The sequence below is a fragment of the Phaeodactylibacter xiamenensis genome, from assembly GCF_000759025.1.
Classification (GTDB): Bacteria; Bacteroidota; Bacteroidia; order Chitinophagales; family Saprospiraceae; genus Phaeodactylibacter; species Phaeodactylibacter xiamenensis.
Genome location: NZ_JPOS01000039.1, coordinates 244,026 through 263,230, shown reverse-complemented (window position 1 = coordinate 263,230; position 19,205 = coordinate 244,026). Strand labels below are relative to the sequence as shown.

Below are 19,205 nucleotides of genomic sequence, written 5' to 3'. Positions count from 1 at the left end.
GTTCCACTCCTTCCGGAACTATTTCTTTTTTTCAGCCGTTACCTGAAAAAAGGAAATGAAATGACCAAATACGAGCTGCCCAAAGACCGGATCCTCATTACTACGGATTACATGCGCAAAAAGTATGGCTCCTATGACCCGAATGTCTTCCGGCGCTGGGTGGATCAGGGGAAGGTGGAGAAGGTGCGGAATGGGGTGTACTGCAAAACTGATGTCAGTCCAAGTAGTCTGGTCGATTACTTTGTAATTGCAAACCACATTTATGAACCATCTTACGTATCTACTTACACTGCACTTCGATATTGGGACGTCATACCTGAAGTGGTAAGGATAGTCACTTCTGTAACTACAAAGAAGACAGCTGCTTTTGAGTACAAGGTGCGCATGACCTATCAGCAAATCAAACCCACCTACTTTTTCGGTTATGAATGGGTAACGTGGACAGGAGAGCCCTATAAAGTGGCAAACCGGGAAAAAGCTATGATTGATTTAGCTTATTTGGAGCCCTTATTCTCTGATCAGGATTGGCTATACGAAATGCGGTTTGACGAGGATGTGCTAAAAGAAGAATACCGCTGGGATCTTGTGGAGCATTACCTGAATATCTTACAATCAAAAACGCTGCGCAAAAAAATAGCTGCTTTACAAAAATGCTATGGCTTATGATGGAGATGAGTGAGATCGTTAAATGTTTTCCCGACTACATCAGGGAACAGGGGTTCAAGCAAGATATGCTTCGGGAATATCTTCAGTTTGAAATCCTGAAAATCATTTTTGAGTCCAAGCACGCTTCCGCCTACACCTTTCTCGGCGGCACCTGCCTGCACTTGGTTTATGGCACCGAACGCTTCTCCGAAGACCTCGACTTCGACAACGTAGGGCTGTCAGCAGCCGACTTCGAGGAAACTGGCCGCGCTGTGCAAAAAGGGTTGGAATTGCTGGGCTACAAAACCATCATAAAATTCAGCCACAAGGATGCCTTCCACTGCAAAGTCACCTTTCCGGGCATTCTCTACGATTACGGGCTGAGCGGGCACAAGGAAGCACGGATTTTCATCAAGCTGGATACGGAAAAACAGGACTACGGCTATCAGCGGGAGCTGGTGCGTATCCAAAAATTCGGCGTGGATACAGATATCTTCGTAACGCCGCCGGATCTGCTGGCCAGCCAAAAAATCGCCGCCGTGCTGGGCCGCAAACGCCCCAAAGGCCGCGACTTTTACGACCTGACCTGGCTGCTCGAACAGGGGCATACGCCCGATTATGGTTATCTCGATACCCGTTTCGGGATTACAGGGCCGGCTGAGCTGCGGTTGCGGGTAGCGGAGCATATTGCCTCTTTTGACTTTGAGCAGTTGGCGCGGGATGTGGCGCCTTTTTTGTTCCGGGCGGAAAGTCTGGAGCTGGTGCGTGGGTTTCCCGGGTTTTGGGTGCGGGTGGAGTTGTAGTAGCCTGGGCATAAGAACGATCTGGAAATGGAATACCAAAGCCCCATAGAGCGCTCCAGGAAATTGGCAATAGAAGACCTTTCTACAACAAGCGCTCAAGTTTGAAAATGCTTTCAAATGATTCGGCTTGACCGCACCCGGTACCGGCCTCAGATTTGACCAATCCTTGTCACTTTTTCATTATAAATGGCGATCCGCCAACAAGTTGCTCACCGCAAAGTTGATTCGGTATCTACTCAGCTTGCTGAACTGTAACCATTTTTTACCAAATCAATCCATAATGAACAACCCATTACTTTTTCCCAATCCGAACAAGACCCTAAGCCGGAGCTTACTGCTCTGGCTATTCGTTTTTTGGGGTGTACTGTCCACCCCTTTGCTGGGTTCGGAACTTAACCCATCCGTAAACAGCGCCAGCAATTGCCCGGCCGAAGCAGCACAGGTGGAAGCCGTAGAAGTCGGCTGTATTGCCGGGACGCTGAACCTGGAAGCAACGGTAATTGCAGAACCGGTGATCCCCTACCATTTTGAACAAATCTTTCTGCTGGCCAGTGGCGCCAATCGAACCATTATTGCGCTCAATGACCAACCCCAGTTTACCATCGATGAAGCAGGAGAATACAGCATTCATTCGCTGGTGTACCGCCCGTCTTCTTTCAATCCCAACAATATCAGTTTGGGCGATCTCCGGGTGGCCGAACTGGTGCTGTTCTTTGAACAAGGTGGAGGCGTACTCTGTGGCGCATTGGATACTCAGGGCGCTGGTTTTCACATTGGTGCCTGCCCTTGCGATGCAGAAGCAGGAACACTAAATGCTGCCGGCGTTTGTTTTGACAACAACCTCGCGGAAATTAAGTCGGCTCCGAGTGGTGATGCGGTCATCCCTGCTGGCTTCGAGATCATCTATGTCCTGACTTCAGGGAACGACCTGCTTATCGAAGGTGTCAATGATACACCTGAATTCGTTGTCAGCACCGATAAAAACTACCGCATTCATCCCTTGGTTTACGACCCTTCTACCTTGGATTTGAGTATTGTGGAGATCGGCGTCACCACCGGTTTTGAGGTCAACAGCCTTCTGCTGCAAGGCAACGGCAGCATTTGTGCTTCTCTGAATGTGGAAGGCACACAGTTTAACTTCGGGGGATGCGATGCCTGCCTGACCAATGCAGGCACGCTCGTAGCTGATTCTGACAACTGCCTCGACGGAGAAGCTGAGCTGATTGCGTCAGAAGATACCGCGCCGAATGTACCGGCCGGGTTCGAAGTCCTCTACGTCCTCACTTCCGGCAACGGCCTCGTTATCCAGGACGTTAACGATACGCCCCAGTTTACCGTGGCCGAGACCGGGCTGTTCACCATTCATACCCTTGTGTACGACCCGGCGACACTCGACCTCAGCGTCGTAGAATTTGGCGTAACCACCGGCGTGGATGTCAACAACCTGCTCATTCAGGGCGGGGGTGATATTTGTGCCGCTCTGGACGTCGCCGGGGCAGCATTCCAGGTAGAGCCATGCCCCACCCTGTTGGAGAAAGTCCCCTACCCTAATCCGGTTTCCGATCAGCTCTATGTGCCCGTAGCCGACTGGATGATTGGTTCAGATTTGACCATTCACCTCAATGATGCCAATGGTAAGCTTGTGCGTGAAATTAAGGTTGAGGAAGCCAATGCGCTGGAAGTGATTGATATGCGACAGATGACGCCAGGTGGATATACCCTTGTGGTTTACCATTCCGATGGCACCCGAGGCATGGTTCGCCGCATTATCAAAATGTAGCCTTGATTAAGTAGAGTTTCATCAACAGCCTACGTTACACAGCGGGGGCTGTTGCTTTTTTGGGATGGCATAAGCGTACAGGACGGCATCGCCGATGATCACCCGGTTTCTAGTTTCCGCAATGTTCTTCACGTCTTATTCCTGTATTATGAACACCTTCGATCTTCGGAAAAGCCGTGTTTAGACCACCAGCTGCTTGACTATCTGCCTGGCAAACGGTATATTTAAACGATGGCAAAGCATGAAAAACAACATACCGGCATGCACCCCACCCTCGAGCAGCCCAGGTACTTCCCTGATCTGTACGCCTCATTATGCGTGGATATCCGGTATTGGCTGGCGCCACGCCTTCCCGAGCGCTACACTATTTCTGTGGAACGCGGGCTGTCTATGACGGATGAATCCGGCGCTACTAAGCAGTACCGCCCGGATGCCAGTATTGACCGGGCCGAATCGCCTGAAGCGCCCTATGCGGATGCCATAGTGGTGCAACCACCTTCTTTCTCCGTAGAGGTTTTAGGCCACCCCCAACGGTATGTAGCCATACGGGACAAAGATGAAAGTTTGGTCACGACCATTGAAATCCTTTCTCCTGCCAATAAAATGGGGGACGGCTACGAGGATTTCCGCCGTAAGCAGGAGCAGCTTGCCGAAAAGGGTATTCACCTGGTGGAAATTGATTTACTGACACAGGGCAAGCGCCGCTGGCGGGACGATCGGGTGGATCAAGCCGATTATGTGATGGCTGTACAACGTGCCGGAAGCAGCCTCGCTAACGTCTGGGCAGCTGCCTTGGGGGAAGCATTGCCTGCCATTCCCGTGCCCTTGCTTGAGCCCGATGCGGATGTGCCGTTGCCGTTGGAGTATATCCTGCAGGAATATTTGGCGAAGAGTGGGCTGGGGAGGCGGTTGAGATAGTACAGTACGACATCACAAGTTGTTTCCAGATGAATACGATTAGTAATAAGTTTGGCAGTTGGTCATTCTGATTTTTTCAAAACACAACCTCAATCTAAACCCTTTTATTATGAATTTAAAGAAGTGCATCTCACTGTGTTTACTCCTTTCTCTTCTATTAATGGCCTGTGACCTCAATATTGATGATGAAAACGAGGAGCTGATCGTAATTCTGGATGAATTACCGGAAGCCCATATTGTGACCGAAAATGGATTTGATTGTGATGAATACCGGCTTATAGATTTTATTCAAAACGACGAGTCCGTGCGGTTCTTAGAGGTGGTCGGAGATGTTGTTTACTACACAAATTTTGATCATCAGATAAAAGCCTATTCCATACCCCTGGGGACTACAAAATTGCTAGCCGAGACTCCGCATGTTGCAGAAATGAACAGACAGGAGAACAGCCTACATTTCTGTACCTGGTCTGGCATTTTCTCAGTGGAGGGCGATGACACAGATTCCTTTCAAAAAATATCGGAATACGCTTGCAGCAGCTTAGAGCAAACAGTAGACAACAGCCTATTCTTCACTGGATTCCATAGCAGCCCGGAACTGTCAATGGTGACGGCGAGCCACATTTACAAGGTGGTGTCCATGGATAGTGTTGTACAAATTACAGTAGACCAGGAAGAATTAATATCAACATTTAAAGTGCTCAAAAACAACGAGATCATTGCTTTTAACAGAGGTAACACGGATGCGGTATACCATTACAACAGCGCTGGTGAAATCATCAATATCTTTGATACTTCTAATTCAGGACTAAATGCTGGCCACCATGAATCTTATATATGGACAACTACTGAAGATGATCGATTGGTTGCAGTTTTAAAAAATGGAATAAGCTTTCCCGATATACTTGAATGGGATTACGGTTCATCCACATGGCACAATTACGTAAACAAAGAGGATTTTGAATTTGAAAGCGAGCGCCAATGGAAGTTGGTAGACTTAATGGCTCCCTCGTACAGTGATGCGGAATTAAAGAATGGGGTTTTATATATAGCGACCACCTTTAGTGGATGCAGAGGAATTCAAAAAATTGATTTAACCCGCGCAGGAGAAACCTTAACCATCGATGACATTAAAATCGTCAAAGATTCAAAGCTAGATGCTATCGGTCATTGCCTTCAAGGCATCAATTTTGATTTGGACAGGAGCCGGTTCTGTATCTACAGCCAAAAGGGATTGATGATTGTCAGTAATTGCAATTAAAACCGATGGTATACTCCCTGCCGATTCAGCGAAATCGGATACTTTACCTTTTATTCGTCATCTGTACGATCGATCGGTCTTGGGCTCGCATCAAGGGCTCGTTTTATCCCGGAGCTAATCTATCCCTACTTAGGGGACGTTCTTTATGCCTTGATGATTTTCTGGACTATCGGCTTCCTGTTTCCGCAAATGAGTTCGAAGAGGGTCGCGTTGATCAGTATACTCACTTGTTTTTTGATTGAATTCAGCCAGCTGTACCATGCGGAATGGATCGATGCAATCAGACAGACAAGGCTGGGAGGATTAATCCTGGGCTTTGGGTTTTTGTGGAGTGATTTGGTCAGTTATGCAATAGGCGGGATGACGGGGTGTGGTTTGGAATATATAGGGAACAAGAGAAACGGAGCTTGAATGAGGAATAATATTGGTTAGGCAATATCAAACCCTCTTTAAATTTCATTATTCAAGCAGCCCTAACAAAGATAAATACGCTATGGCCTCCCATTCGGCGACAGCCCGCTCTACCGAGCTGAAACTAACGCCCAGGGCGATGACTTCTTTGCCCCGGTCCAGGAAGGGGCTGCCGTATCGCTTTTCGCGAATCTGCTCCAGGGCGGACTGTGCGGAGCCGTCCAGCTTGAATTCCATGACATAAATGCAGTCCTTAGTATGGACTACCGTGTCCACCCGCCCTTTGGCTGTGCTGACTTCCGACTGTACGAAAAGGCCGATGCCCGAAAAGCTCAGGTGCAGGATGGCGTGAAAGAAGGCTTCCTGTTTTTCCTGAAATATCTGATGAGGGATGGTGGAAAAAAGGATATCGGTGAGTTCGATTAGGCGCTCTAAGTCGCCTTGTTCCAGTGCGGTTTTGATATTGACCAGCAAGGGTAGGCTATCCGTTTTGGTCGTTTCCCGAAAGGCGGCCAGCAGGTGTTGCTGCATGGTGTCCCTGACTTCCCGGTTGGGGTAACCGAGGGTGTACAGACCGGTCTCCGGGTCGTAATCCCGAATGGTCAGGTAGCCGGTTTGAAAAAGCAGCGCCAGCCAATTCAAATCGTTGATAGTGAAGCTTTCGAACATAACCTGACCAGCTACCAGATCGTTTAGGTTGTATTGAAATTCCGTCCTCAGTTTTTTGATTAGGAAAGTAGGTGTGCCCGTTTCCCACCAATAGTTGGCGAAGCGCTGAGCAGAAAAGAGGTTGAGGATAGAAAACGGATTGTACAGGCGTGTCTCCGTTCCCCAACTGTAGCCGTTGTACCAAACTCTGATGTCTTCCCGCAGCGCGGTGGTTGACTTCCCTATCTTTTGTGCTAATTGCTCAATGTCCGATTCAAAAGAAGTTTCCAATTCCTTTTGGGTGTAGCCCGCAATGGATTCGAACCGTTCCACCAGTGTGATATCTTGTAGGTGGTTCAGGTCAGAAAAGAGAGAAACTTTGCTAAACTTGGAAACCCCGGTGATCAAAAAAAAGCGTAAGAACGGGTCAGCATCTTTAATCACTGAAAAGAAGTTCTTCAATATATCACGATTGACCGCTGCCTGCTCTTGCTGATCGATATAATCCACCAGCGGTTTATCGTATTCGTCAATGAGCAGCACTACTTTTTGCCCATTTTCCGCCAGGCGTTTGATCAATTCCTGAAAGCGCGGGCCGATGCCTTCCTGAGTCAGGGAAAACCCGGCTTCCTCCGCTTTATTATTGAGCGCCTGATGCAGGCCTCTTTCCAGCCCGATATCCTTATACCCTAAAGCGCTAAAAGAAAAATGCAGCACCGGGTGGGGCTCAAAGTCGTACCGGTTTGCTACCCATAGCCCATCAAACAATTCCCGTTCCCCAAGGAACAGACACTTTAGGGTGGAGACCAGCAGGGACTTCCCGAACCGCCGGGGACGGGAGAGGAAGTAGTACTGACCTTCCGTAATCAAATGAAATATCGATTCTGTTTTGTCCACATAGAGGTGACCACCTTCTCTCAGCTTGCGGAAATCTTGTATGCCGATCGGGTACTTTTTCATACCTGTAAAGATACGGAAAAGTGCTTAATCATTGGGAAATGCAGGACTACTTGTAATGTAGTACAGTTTTATCGAGAAAGGAGCAATAGGTGATTTCTCTTTCCATAAGCCAGGGGGAGCAGCTGCTACAATGCACAGCGGCTGCTCCATTAGCTAACGCTCTAAAATACAATATTCAATGAAGCATAAATATTACGCCCACGGGCAAGGATAGGCACATTTGTGCCCCGTACCGACCGGTTGAGGTGCTCATAGTAGGCTTCGTCCAGCAGGTTGTTAACACCAGCGCTCAGTCGGAAAGCCTCTGTGAACTGATAAGCCAGCTTGAGGTCAATCAAAGAAAACGCAGGGGTTACCGTTTCTCCAAACTCCGTGGATATGCGGTTTTGCTCCAGCACATACCGGAAAGAGACTTCTGGATGTAGTTTCTCCCCGAAATAAGCGCCCTGAAGCGCATAGCGGAAATCCAGCGGCGCAATCTCGGGCAGCGGCTCGTCCCGTTCCATATCCTGCGCATAAGTGTAAGCAATGGACATCTGGTGCTGAAGCCCTGCCACTAGCTGCTGTGTCCAGTTGGCTTCAAAGCCCGTTTTAAAGGCCTCTTCGATGTTGATGAATTGCCGTACACCCGGGCTCATAGGCAGCCGAGGGGAAAGCGTGGGGTCAATAACGGAGGAAATATAATCCTGCAAATACCCGGCAAACACATCGACCTCAAGGGCCGTAGCTTCCGTGCGCCACTCGAAGGTCAGGTCAGCCTGGTAGTTGACCTCTGGCGAAAGCTGCGGGTTGCCCAGCATTTCGAAGGGGTCTATTCCTACGGGGAAGTAGTTGATGAAGCGCTCGGTAAGGCTGCCGCTGCGCTGTGCCCGCCCGAGGAATAAGCCCATTTTTGCCTCCCCGCTGATTTGCCGGCTGACCCCAAGGCTAAAGCTGGGGTTGAACTGCGTCGTCTCTGTATCGGTGTACACTTCCGTAAATTCCGGGCTGGCCTCTTCAACTGAAGCGGTATTCAGCTCCAGCCGGGTAGAGAGTACCAATTGGTAGGCGCCCAGCCGCTGCTGGTATTCTCCAAACAGGCCTGCTTTGGCGATTTGGCCATCCTGCCAGGCATCGTCTTCGAAAGTCCGCCCTGCATTTGGCCCCATCAGGAATTCGCGCACCCGGATGCCGGAAGCACCTTCCACCCGCAGGTCAGCACCGGTATACAGCCTGCCATTTTTCAACTGCCATAGCCCCTCAGTACGGCCGCCGTAGTTATAGGTCGTAGCCGCAGTCTCCGCATTCAGCATTCTGGGGTCAAGCGGTTTGAGGAGATTGTCCATCAGGTGATCCACGAACGAGCCGAATACGGTGGTGTTCCAGGACTGTAGGGCACCATCCTCAAAGCGGATATCATGGCGGGCATTGAACATCCATGTATCGTCTTCGCGCAGATCCATGGGCAGGGCCGGAAAGTCAGCATCCCGGGCGATATTGTACAGGCTCGAAATCCGCAATTGCTGATTGTCGGCAAGCTTCAGTCCCAGATTAGCGCCGAAGCTGCCCCGGCGGAAATCCGCCTGCACCGTAGAGCCATCTCCGGCGGTGTAGTCATTGCCCTGCGACCAGGCGGCAAACAGCCCAAGGTCGTAGCGCTTCCCGGAAAACCCGACCTGGCTTTCGCCCCGGAGCACTTCACCATTCCCCTCATAACCTGAGGAAAACCGCCCGTAAATATCTGCCTCCTCGGTAAAGCGGAGGTTGGTGGGCACAAAATTGATGGTCGCACCAAAGCCAGTGCCGTACCTTAAAGCATGAGGCCCTTTGAGCACCTCGATGCGGTCCATCATATTGGGCGCCATTTGGCTGGTAGGCGGGTCCATGCGATTGGGGCAGGCAGCGGTAGCACTCTGGGCACCGTTGAGTACCACATTTAGTTGATCGTACTTGAAACCCCGTAGTACCGGGTCGAAGCCATAGTTGCCGGCTTTTTGGATGCTGCTCATACCTGCTGTTTGCGATAGTATGGCTGCTGCGTCGTGCTGCATATAGTCCTGATAGCCCAGGTCTACCTCATCAGCAGGCTGCTGCCCGGGGCGCACCGCAATGACGGTAACCGGGTAGAGCTGTTGCGATTCGCTGCGCCGGTAGTACGCACCAGCCTTAGCCATCTCCTGCACAGCAACAGGCGATAATTCCCAACGGCCGTAGCCGAGGTGGGACAGGTACATGGTCTCTCCCTCCCGCAGTGTAAAAGTGATGGCTCCGTTTTCATCAGAAGTGCCCGACTGCTGCCCGTACTCAAAAGTTAGCCCGGTAATGGGCTGATAAGTGTCTTCGTCCAGAAAGCGGATCGTCTCGGTTGACTGAGCGTACACGCTGACACTGAGCATGAAACTAGCTGCCAGCAGTAAAACGAATTTATTTTGAATTTTCATGTTGTGTTGTTTTTTTTGCTTTTTAAGATCATTTTGGGACTTTAGTCATTGGTCTGCAAATGTCCCTTTTTTGCTAATACTTCGTTACAGAACCGAGCTTCATAGCGCTGCTATGATCCCGAACCTGCGCCTCGCCTAAGCAAAAAATGAATCATTTTCGACTAAAAGGCCAAAATCCCAACATGGCCTAAGAATTATTCCTCCATGCAAGCGCCTACGATGCGATGGAATACCTCGTGCAGCGCATTGAGGCCTTTGGTGATGGCTTCATCGCTGCCGCCATTTTTAACCAGCTTATGCAATGCGGCACTGTCCTTGCGCAGTGCCTTTAGGTTGTCTTGGACACCTGTCTCATCAAATCTTGCAGGTATATGGCCTTTGGCTAGTCGCTTCGCCTCTGCTGCCAATTCACCAGACCGGGATTTGATGGGCTGTAAATCACCTTCCTCCAGAGGGTGAAAAGTTGCGGCCATGATATTGTGGAATTCATCCAGCGTCTCCCAAACGATAAAAGGGTGGCTTGAAATACCATATTGCTTGCTGACAGCTTCCCAATTGACAGCATTCCAAACGGCCTCCAGGTAATCGCCGCGCCTATTCTGGTATTTCAGATAGTAGGCATGCTCCCATACGTCAATACCCAGGATGGGATAGCCGGGCTGATCGGCTACCTGCCTCATCATGGGGTTGTCCTGATTGGCGGTGGAGGTAACAAATAGCCGGCCTTCCGCATCAGCAGCCAGCCAGGCCCAACCGGAGCCAAAACGCGTTTTTGCAGCCTTCAGCATGGTTTCTTTCAGGCCTTCCATGCTGCCAAAGTGCTTTTGAATGGCCTCCTTTAAATTGGGAGAGGGTACGGTATCTGCTGAAGGGGCCAGGATTTTCCAAAATAAACTGTGATTGTAATGCCCTCCACCGTTATTACGCAAGGCAGTATCGGATGGAGCCAACCGCCGCATCAACTGCCGGAGGGGCAGTTCTGCGTACGGAGTCCCCTTTACTGCTGTGTTAAGCTTGCGGACATAGCCTGCGTGGTGCCTGGCATGGTGTATTTCCATTGTGCGGGCATCGATGTAAGGCTCAAGTGCATCATAGGCATACCCTAATTCAGGGAGCTTAAATGGGTCATCAGATGAGAACAGCTTGGTCTGGGCGACAAGGCTTGCCCAACCTGAGGGGAAAAGAATCGCGGCACCGGCTAACAGCCCGCTTTGTTTGAGAAATGTTCTTTTATGCATGGTAATCATGTTTTTTAGTTTACAATAGGATCAAGGGCAGGGGCATACTCTTCCCTGAGCAGTTTGTCAATATACTCCATAAATTGACCGACAGATGCAGCGTCGGTCCCATCGCAGTAAGCCCGGACGTGCCGGTTGGCATCCACGAGAATGATTAGGCCGCTGTGGTCAAAGCCGCCAGGCGCTTCAGCGTCGACCTTAGCCGTGCTAAAGTAATCATCCGCCATCTCGTAGATTTCATCATGCAACCCCGTGACAAAGTGCCATTTTTCTGTTTTTACACCCAGATTAGAAGCGTACCGCTTGAGATGCCCCACGGTATCCCTTCTGACGTCTATGGAGTGTGAAAGCAGTAAGACCCGGGAGTCCTGCTCGTACTTATTATACAGCCGGAGCATCTGCTTTTTCACCTTGGGGCAAATAGTGGGGCAGGAAGTAAAGAAGAAGTCTGCCAGGTAGACCTTGTCCTGAAAAGTCGCATTTGTCACCCATTGACTGTCCTGATTGACAAAACGGAAATCGGCGATCTCGTGAAAAACGGTGTCTCCTCCTACCGTGTATTTATTGCCCAAGACAGGAAGAGGGCCCTCCTGCCCGCCTTCACAGGCAGACAGGAAGGGCCCGGTCACAAGTAGTATGAAAAGGCGCAATTGGTTCATTGTACTATTGTTGAGGGTTGATAAGCTTCTGCCTCTGCTATACTTTTCAGCATCAGCGCTTTTACAGCCTCGATGCGCTGAAGCTCTTTGGCCACGTAGGCTTTTGCTTTCGGCTCCGGCATTTTCATCACATCAGACTCATGCCGGAGGTTGTGCATCCATTCCCACATTGCATCTTCAGCTTTAGTTAGCTCCAATACCATTGAGCGGGCGGTGGTATCTCCTTTCAGCTGTTTTTTAAGGCGGGCGATGTTGCTCATTTTGGGCATGACCTCGTCGTGCACGGCCATCATCGCTGACCAGTCATCGGAAAGGCTGCTGCCTTCTTGCTGAGGCGCTTTTGCGCAGGCAGCGAGCATCGACAGGAGCATGATGCCCCACATCATTTGGAATGTTGTACGCATATTATTCAGTTTGAATGCCAAAAGGTTGATACGGCTTACCCTATGACATTTAGTTGTATAAAAAAATAGACAGCCAAGCTTGCCAAGCCAATGAAGGCATACAATGCCGCAAGCTGAAAACGGTCAAAATTTCGGTGCCCGAAAAGAAAGGACAGCGGGAAACCCAGAACCGCGTAAACCGCTTTGCCCAGCCGGCTGTACAAGTGCTGAGCCCATACTGCCCGGGCCGGCTCAGGGTAAGGCTGATTGAGCATGGCATACCGATAACGGCGGGCTACGCTATACATTCGAATGGCCTGGTACAAAAGCAATAATTCGAGTATGATGCTCACCGCAATACCCGCTTGTGTGAGGAGCGGCAGCTCCATCAAGTAATTGATAAAACCCATTGTGTTTTAGTTTTTACCGCTTCACCACAGACTGCACAAACCTTCCTTGACAACAATATCAATGTTTACAATAGGGATACTATGCATTACAGGACATCTGCCTGCTGCCGTGAGCGGTTCAGCGAAACCAATAAAAATTCAGGAGTGACGGTAAGGTCAGGCTCGGGGAGGCTTGAAGATTGAGGCTGCGTAGAGCCGGTGGTGAAGATTTTCGGTGAAGATAGCAGGCAAAGGCTGCCCGTCCCGTACTGCAATTATTGCAGCGCAGCAGAAGCCTTCGGGAAAGAAAGGTGTAATTGGCCGCAGGTCATCTGCCACGGGCAGGGGAGCTTGAGCCCCGTCATCCGCAGAAGACTCTGCAATGATGTCATTGACATAGCATTTGCCGCTGCACATCAGTACAGGCTCATCGATATTGACGCAATAGGTATTTGTGATGTGCTCTTTGTTGAGTTCATAACAGCCGTAAATGATGCTCAGCCGAAGTGCGGGCACGACGGCAAGGAGGCATAATATCGATATGAGGGCTATTCTGTACATCTTGATTGTAAAAATAGGCATAGCTTGTTAAACTGGCAAGCGCTGGTAAGGAATAGTTCGTCAAAGCTTTGTTATACTGAATTGCTTAGCTTTGCGATAAGATCACATCACTACATGAGTAAGGCAAAAACAAGTATTAAAATCCGTATTATTGTTCAGCGCGATGGGGAAGACTTTCTAGGCCCGGGCCGTATTGAGCTTATGCAGCGTATTCAGCAGACCGGCTCTATCGCTGAAGCTGCCCGCGATATGGGGCTATCCTACCGGAAAGCTATGAACCTGGTGCGCGAAATTAACCGGCTAGGCAAAGAAGAAGCCATCCTGACCTGGAAAGGGGGGGCGTCTAAAGGGGGCGCTGCTATCAGCAAGTACGGTCTGCAGATCATTGAGCACTACCAACAAGTAAGGAACCAAGTACAGCAGCTGCTTGAAACCGAACAGAGCCGGTTCTAATCATTACTGGCAGCTTGAATTTTTTACAGCTATTTTCGACTTGCATTTCAATTCATATCGCATATATTTGCATCGAACTGTATTTAAATGCAGCTCGAAAACTGTAGCTTATGCGATACTCAACCCTACTCCTTTTTCTCCTTGAGTCGGTATTGCTTGCCGGGCAAACAGCCGACAGCCTGCCAAGCCTAACCTCCTCCACGTTTGAACTGGGCGAGGTGCTGGTCAAAGCGAACCGCATGAATGATACATTCCATACCATATCCGTGGCGCGTATGGAACAATTTAACCGCTTGCAAGCCTCAACCGCTTTAAACCTGCTTCCTGGGGTCACTTTAGCCAATGTGGGCCCCCGAAACGAATCGGTGGTGTACATCCGAGGCTTCGATCTTAGGCAGGTGCCGGTTTTCATAGACGGCGTGCCGGTATATGTACCCTACGACGGGTACGTGGACCTCGCCCGTTTTACCACTGCAGACCTATCTTCGGTGCGGGTCGACAAAGGCTTTTCCTCTGTGCTTTACGGGCCAAATACTATGGGTGGCGCGATTAATCTCGTTAGCCGAAAGCCGGATAAAAAGCTGGAATACGATGCCCGTCTGGGGATATTTAGCGGTGAGGGCCAGCGCTTAAGTGCCAATGTGGGAAGCAACTTTGGGCAATGGTACCTGCAAGGCAATTTGAGCTACCTGGAGCAGGTTACTTTCCCTTTATCTGCTGATTTTGAACCGGTAGAAACAGAAGACGGCGGTAACCGGGAAAAAGCCGGGCGTTCAGATTTCAAGATCAACTTAAAAGCCGGCTTCCGGCCTAATGACACCGATGAATATGCGCTTGGCTATGTCCGGCAGGAAGGGGTAAAAGGCAACCCACCCTACACCGGTACCGACCCTAATGTCCGTATCCGGTTTTGGGACTGGCCTTTCTGGAACAAGGAGAGCTTGTATTTCCTGTCCAATACACAAATCGGGCAGTCAAGCTCGGTGAGTGTGCGCCTTTATTACGACCGTTTCGAAAATGCGCTGTTCAGCTACGATGACGCCACGTATACCACTCAGGAGCGGCCTTTTGCTTTCCAAAGCTTTTACGATGACTACGCTTATGGCGGCAACGCCCGGTTCAGCACACAGTTCTCCCCGAGCCACGAATTGCAGGCCGCAGTATACTTCAAACATGACACCCACCGGGAGAACAACCTTGGCGAGCCGCAGCGGCGCATGGCAGATAATACCTTCTCCATTGCCCTGGAGGATCAGCTATCCCTGAATTCACGATTGCGGCTCAGCTCGGGCATGAGTTACAACCTGCGCAGTAGTATAGCTGCGGAAGATTATCTGGTCGATGAAAACCGGATTGTGTCTTTTGAGCCTAATGATAATGCGGCCTTAAACCTACAGGCTGGTTTGTGGTACGACCTCAGTAAGGGGCAAACCCTTAGACTCACAGCTGCCCGGAAAACGCGTTTTGCTACAATCAAGGACCGCTACTCTTACCGCTTGGGGCGCGCACTGCCCAACCCCGAGCTGGAAGCAGAAGCCGCTTTGCACCTCGAAGTATCGTATCAGGCACGGCTGTTGAAAGACGGCCGCCTTAGCCTTGAGGCTAATTTGTATCAGTCCAACCTCTCCAATACAATCCAACAAGTAGACAATGTACAGGGCGGGCTGTTCCAATTGCAAAATACCGGCTCATCCCGTTTCAGAGGCGCGGAGCTATCCCTCGCCTACCAGGCTGCGGAATACCTGGGCTTGGGGGCCAATTACAGCTACATAGAACAGGAAAACCTAGACCGGCCGGACATTCGCTTCACTAATGTGCCGCCCCACAAGGTTTTCGTCTACGGCACCTTCAAGCCCTTGTCTCCGCTGGAGGTATTGCTCAGCGCCGAATACAATGACCGCCGCTTCAGTCAGAGTTATGGAGTGACTGCCGATGCCTTCACTTTAGTAAATACAAGTGCGGAAGCCACGATTAGGCCCTGGCTCAGACTACAGGGTGGAATTAACAACTTGCTGGATAACCATTATGAACTGGTAGAAGGGTTCCCTGAAGCGGGCCGTAATTTCTTTTTGACCCTGATTGCCCAAAACCCCTAGGCCATGCCAACCACTTCTAATCATAATCAGCGATCCAAAGCTTTGCTGCGCCTAACCGCCTTATGGGCGCTCAATGAGGCCGCTTTAGGCGGGCTGCTGCACCTGTTCCGCAGCCCGTTTACCGGCATTTTTGTAGGCGGCAGTGCAGTACTGCTGATTGCATTGATCGCCTATTGGTCAGAAAAGCCCGCGCGGGATATCCCAAAAGCACTGTTGGTCGTCCTCATTATCAAAGCCGTTGTGAGCCCGCATGCCCCTCTGCCAGCCTATGTCGCCGTAAGCTTTCAGGGCATGCTGGGAGCACTGCTCTTCAGCACACTGCCCTCCTTCCGGCTTGCTGCCTTTCTACTCGGCTTCCTGGCTCTTGTGGAAGCGGCTTTGCAAAAACTGCTCATCACGACTCTGTTGTTTGGCATGCCTCTATGGGAGTCCATTGACTTATTCATAGACTACATTTTGCGCAAAATGCAACTATTGGGGCAGGGCAGCGCAGCGGGTAGCACCTGGCTAATTGGGCTATATGTAGGTGTCTATGCGCTGGTAGGTTTAGCAGTGGGCTGGGTGGCCGGCTGGCTGCCCAAAGAAGCCGAAAAGGAAGCGCAACAGACTAGCCTGCCGGCAACAATAGAGGTGCTTTCGGATTTGCCAGCCAAAGAACGCAAGCCTGCCTGGAAAAAACCTTGGGCCTGGTCTGTTGTTGGCCTGCTGCTATTTATGACTTCCACCTATTACCTGGTGCCCGCCGCACAGTCGCAATGGTCGCCCATTTGGCTAATCGTCCGTACCTTTACCATTATCGGAATCTGGTACTTTCTGCTCAGCCCCGCCGTGATGTGGCTAGTTCGGCGGTTTCTGCGAAAGCAGGCAAAGAGCTACGAAAAAGAAGTACAGGAGGCCATGGACATGCTGCCGGCTTTCCGGCAACTCATAAAAACAGCCTGGAAAGAGACCCGCGCCCTGCAAGGATTGGCACGGTGGAGAGCCCTGCTGATCCGTACCATTGCTTATACCTTGAATTACTAAAATCCTTGAACTATGCAATCTAAAATTGTAATTTTCTCTGCACCGGTCAATACCGGCAAAACCACCGAACTGATGAACTGGGCGGCCAACCGCAACAATATTGGAGGGATACTTGCACCAGATATAGACGGACTACGCCGTCTGTATACCCTGCGCGACCGTCAGTTGCATCCTTATCAGATTAGCCCGGATTATTCACGGCAAGGCATAAAAAAAGGGTATAAGTTCTTATATTAGAGTTGCTTAGGCTTCAAAAAATATAAAAACTCCATACCCAAAAATGAGTAATAAAAATACGGCTTTTTATCAGAATAAAAAACAATACACCTTCGATTTTTCGGGCCAGGAAACCAGCTCAGATGGAGGCTTTAGCCTTCTGTACAAACTGGCGAGAAGATCAAAATTGATCAAAGCGTTCAGTGAGCAGGTCCCCGACCGGCGCGACCCTGAGCTGATCACTTACAGTGTTGAAGAGCTGATAATGCAACGGGTAATGCTGCTGGCTTGCGGTTACGAAGATTGTAATGATGTAGATTACCTCAAGGAAGACCCCTTGCTGAAAGCTCTAATGGATAACGGCTTGTGTTCTCAACCAACGCTGAGCCGCCTGGAAAACAGCCTGAACATGGGCGCCGTGTACCGGCTGGCTGAGTGGTGGGTTGACCGGTATGTGGCTAGTTTGCCCACTGATAAAGAGTATGTGATCATTGATGTGGATTGTACCGACGACCCTACCCATGGAGATCAGCAGGGCAGTTTGTTTCACGGCTACTACTGGCAGTGGATGCTCAATGAGCTGTTTTATATAGATGGGGAAACGGGGCAAATCATCCTGCCGGTATTGCGCCCCGGCAACGTACACTCCAATAAATGGAATGACAGGTTTTTGCGGGTAATCGCCAGGAAAATCCGCCAGCGCTTTGGGGATATTCAAATCATCGTCCGGGCTGATGGCGGCTTTTCCTGCCCTGGTTTTTATGAGGTAGTGGAGGAGCAAGACCTTGATTTTTGCATTGGCCTTACATCTAACCCCCGCCTGAAAGCGGCGGTCCGGAAATCTTATGACTGGGTCAATAAGCACTATGGGCAAAAGGGGGCCCGGCATCAAAAGTTTGTAGGGCCCTTCAGTTACCAGGCTGATTCCTGGGATAACCCTCAGCAAGTATATGCCAAAATTGAATCGACGGGCAAAGGCATGAATCTGCGTTTTATCGTTAGCAACTTTGCCGACGACGATGCCGAAGAGCTATACAAAGATTTTTATGTGCAACGCGGAGAGGCCTCTGAAAACCGGATCAAGGAAGTGAAGAACATGTGTTTTTCAGACCGGCTCAGTTGCCATCGTTTCAGTGCCAACTTCTTCCGGCTAATGCTGTCGTGCCTGGCTTATGAGTTGTTGCGCAATTTACGGGGACTGATCCGGAAAACGGCTCATGCCAAAGCCTGGGCCTGGTCGGTACAGTCTATCCGGCTATATCTGCTAAAAGTAGCTGCCCAGGTTCATGAAACGGTTCGCAGGATACACATTCGTTTTTCGCGAGCCTTTTCCCAACAGAACCTGTTCCGAGAAGTGATGATGCAGTGTTAGTGGCTCGCCAGCCAGGTGTCAACAAGGAGGGGGTTTTTTCTACAGGGGGCAAGCCCTGGAGGGAAGGCTATGCCCTTGGCTCATCATTTTCGGCTTTTTTCCGGCAAAATGAGAAAAAATTCTTGGCGAAGGAAAATTTAATTCTATTCCAACCGGGAGCCAAGGAGTAGTTTTGATAAAATCAGCGCGGCATGGAGTTAAAATTTAATTTCAACTCCATGCCGTGAATAATCCGGGTTAGCGAAACGGAAGCAGAGCACACCCCCGCTGATCAAATGGTCAGCATCTGTAAATTCAATTTTGGCATGGGCGCGATGCAAATGGCCCGGCAAACCTTGCTGGAGGATAGCCGCCAAAATTACGACTGGGTGGTCGTTGACGAAGTCGGCAAGCTCGAAGTCGCGGGCGATGGGCTAGAGCCGGCGGTTACCAAGCTCGCTCAGCATTACAAAAGCGGCGCCGCTTCCGGAAGGCTGCTGCTCGTAGTCCGGGAGCACATGGTAGAAAAAGTAGCCCATTACCTTGGTATCGAGGAGTACAGGCATATCAGGATGGGGGAAGCCTTGCCTGCATAGGGCTACAAGCCCACGTTCAACACGGCTGCCAACTGCCGGAAGCCCCCTGTAAATACGCCAAAAGTTAGCGAGGCTTATTCCTTCTTCCTGCCCCTTGCTTACCATGAATGAGGGCAACTTCCTTTAACCTGATGATCGGTATTCATGAGTCTGATTGAAATCACGACGGCAAGGAGGCATAATATCGATATAAGGGCTATTCTGTACATCTTAATAATAAAAATAGGCATAGCTTTACACTGGCAAGCACAAGGATGAAAGAGTTTGTCAAGGGATTGTTACACCGATCGGAGTCCTGCCGGGAACAAATTTGATACTGATTTTGACACCACAAAAATGGCCGTTATGAAATACAATTTGCATTAGACGATACAGGCTCAAAAATCACTGGCTAACT

18 protein-coding genes and 1 pseudogene are annotated in these 19,205 nt (G+C 50.1%); 12 read left to right on the top strand and 7 right to left on the bottom strand.

What is annotated here, in order from left to right:
• The first annotated feature begins 60 nt into the window (after positions 1 to 60).
• The 6 genes and pseudogenes from IX84_RS31175 to IX84_RS32995 all read left to right on the top strand — a co-directional run bounded on the left by IX84_RS31175 (position 61) and on the right by IX84_RS32995 (position 5,815).
• Entirely contained in the window at positions 61 to 666 is a 606-nt protein-coding gene (locus tag IX84_RS31175) for a type IV toxin-antitoxin system AbiEi family antitoxin domain-containing protein (RefSeq protein WP_152605117.1), read from the top strand.
• Positions 663 to 1,448 (top strand): nucleotidyl transferase AbiEii/AbiGii toxin family protein, encoded by a 786-nt coding sequence (locus tag IX84_RS17565; protein WP_044223637.1) that lies wholly within the window; start codon positions 663 to 665, stop codon positions 1,446 to 1,448. The genes IX84_RS31175 and IX84_RS17565 overlap by 4 nt, the downstream gene beginning before the upstream one ends.
• Positions 1,449 to 1,728: 280 nt before the next feature.
• Positions 1,729 to 3,228, top strand: a complete 1,500-nt coding sequence (locus tag IX84_RS17560; protein WP_044223636.1) for a T9SS type A sorting domain-containing protein — start codon at positions 1,729 to 1,731, stop codon at positions 3,226 to 3,228.
• A gap of 231 nt (positions 3,229 to 3,459) precedes the next feature.
• On the top strand, positions 3,460 to 4,146 hold the full coding sequence (locus tag IX84_RS31170) for a DUF4058 family protein (protein WP_052516139.1): 687 nt from the start codon (positions 3,460 to 3,462) through the stop codon (positions 4,144 to 4,146).
• Positions 4,147 to 4,255: 109 nt separating this feature from the next.
• Positions 4,256 to 5,404, top strand: a complete 1,149-nt coding sequence (locus tag IX84_RS17550; RefSeq protein WP_044223634.1) for a hypothetical protein — start codon at positions 4,256 to 4,258, stop codon at positions 5,402 to 5,404.
• A gap of 17 nt (positions 5,405 to 5,421) precedes the next feature.
• Positions 5,422 to 5,815, top strand: a pseudogene (locus IX84_RS32995) (ribosomal maturation YjgA family protein).
• A 48-nt stretch (positions 5,816 to 5,863) separates the two neighbouring features.
• Here IX84_RS32995 and IX84_RS17540 read toward each other — a convergent pair.
• From IX84_RS17540 to IX84_RS17510, 7 genes are all read right to left on the bottom strand, one after another.
• Positions 5,864 to 7,423: an ATP-binding protein gene (locus IX84_RS17540; RefSeq protein WP_044223632.1), complete on the bottom strand. Its 1,560-nt coding sequence runs from the start codon at positions 7,421 to 7,423 to the stop codon at positions 5,864 to 5,866.
• 161 nt (positions 7,424 to 7,584) lie between these two features.
• On the bottom strand, positions 7,585 to 9,843 hold the full coding sequence (locus IX84_RS17535) for a TonB-dependent receptor domain-containing protein (protein WP_044223630.1): 2,259 nt from the start codon (positions 9,841 to 9,843) through the stop codon (positions 7,585 to 7,587).
• 194 nt (positions 9,844 to 10,037) lie between these two features.
• Positions 10,038 to 11,081: a superoxide dismutase gene (locus IX84_RS34635; protein WP_081968830.1), complete on the bottom strand. Its 1,044-nt coding sequence runs from the start codon at positions 11,079 to 11,081 to the stop codon at positions 10,038 to 10,040.
• Positions 11,082 to 11,095: 14 nt separating this feature from the next.
• Positions 11,096 to 11,740: an SCO family protein gene (locus IX84_RS17525; protein WP_044223628.1), complete on the bottom strand. Its 645-nt coding sequence runs from the start codon at positions 11,738 to 11,740 to the stop codon at positions 11,096 to 11,098.
• Positions 11,737 to 12,144: a hypothetical protein gene (locus IX84_RS17520; RefSeq protein ID WP_152605116.1), complete on the bottom strand. Its 408-nt coding sequence runs from the start codon at positions 12,142 to 12,144 to the stop codon at positions 11,737 to 11,739. Before IX84_RS17520 ends, IX84_RS17525 begins: the two co-directional genes overlap by 4 nt.
• Positions 12,145 to 12,179: 35 nt before the next feature.
• On the bottom strand, positions 12,180 to 12,533 hold the full coding sequence (locus IX84_RS17515) for a hypothetical protein (RefSeq protein ID WP_044223624.1): 354 nt from the start codon (positions 12,531 to 12,533) through the stop codon (positions 12,180 to 12,182).
• A 156-nt stretch (positions 12,534 to 12,689) separates the two neighbouring features.
• Positions 12,690 to 13,094 carry a hypothetical protein gene (locus tag IX84_RS17510; protein WP_044223622.1) on the bottom strand — a complete coding sequence of 135 codons (405 nt, stop codon included), beginning with the start codon at positions 13,092 to 13,094 and terminating at the stop codon, positions 12,690 to 12,692.
• Between the two features lie 93 nt (positions 13,095 to 13,187).
• On the opposite strand from IX84_RS17510, the gene IX84_RS17505 reads away from it, so the two are divergent.
• The 6 genes from IX84_RS17505 to IX84_RS17480 all read left to right on the top strand — a co-directional run bounded on the left by IX84_RS17505 (position 13,188) and on the right by IX84_RS17480 (position 18,808).
• Complete coding sequence (locus tag IX84_RS17505; protein WP_044223620.1) at positions 13,188 to 13,526, top strand: winged helix-turn-helix domain-containing protein; 339 nt, start codon at positions 13,188 to 13,190, stop codon at positions 13,524 to 13,526.
• A 110-nt stretch (positions 13,527 to 13,636) separates the two neighbouring features.
• A complete protein-coding gene (locus IX84_RS17500; RefSeq protein ID WP_044223618.1) occupies positions 13,637 to 15,622 on the top strand; it encodes a TonB-dependent receptor plug domain-containing protein in 1,986 nt (661 codons plus the stop codon).
• 3 nt (positions 15,623 to 15,625) lie between these two features.
• Positions 15,626 to 16,645 (top strand): hypothetical protein, encoded by a 1,020-nt coding sequence (locus IX84_RS17495; protein WP_044223616.1) that lies wholly within the window; start codon positions 15,626 to 15,628, stop codon positions 16,643 to 16,645.
• A gap of 12 nt (positions 16,646 to 16,657) precedes the next feature.
• Positions 16,658 to 16,882, top strand: a complete 225-nt coding sequence (locus IX84_RS17490; RefSeq protein WP_044223614.1) for a hypothetical protein — start codon at positions 16,658 to 16,660, stop codon at positions 16,880 to 16,882.
• 43 nt (positions 16,883 to 16,925) lie between these two features.
• Positions 16,926 to 18,233 (top strand): IS1380 family transposase, encoded by a 1,308-nt coding sequence (locus IX84_RS17485; protein ID WP_044223612.1) that lies wholly within the window; start codon positions 16,926 to 16,928, stop codon positions 18,231 to 18,233.
• 305 nt (positions 18,234 to 18,538) lie between these two features.
• Positions 18,539 to 18,808: a hypothetical protein gene (locus IX84_RS17480; RefSeq protein WP_152605114.1), complete on the top strand. Its 270-nt coding sequence runs from the start codon at positions 18,539 to 18,541 to the stop codon at positions 18,806 to 18,808.
• Positions 18,809 to 19,205: the final 397 nt, after the last annotated feature.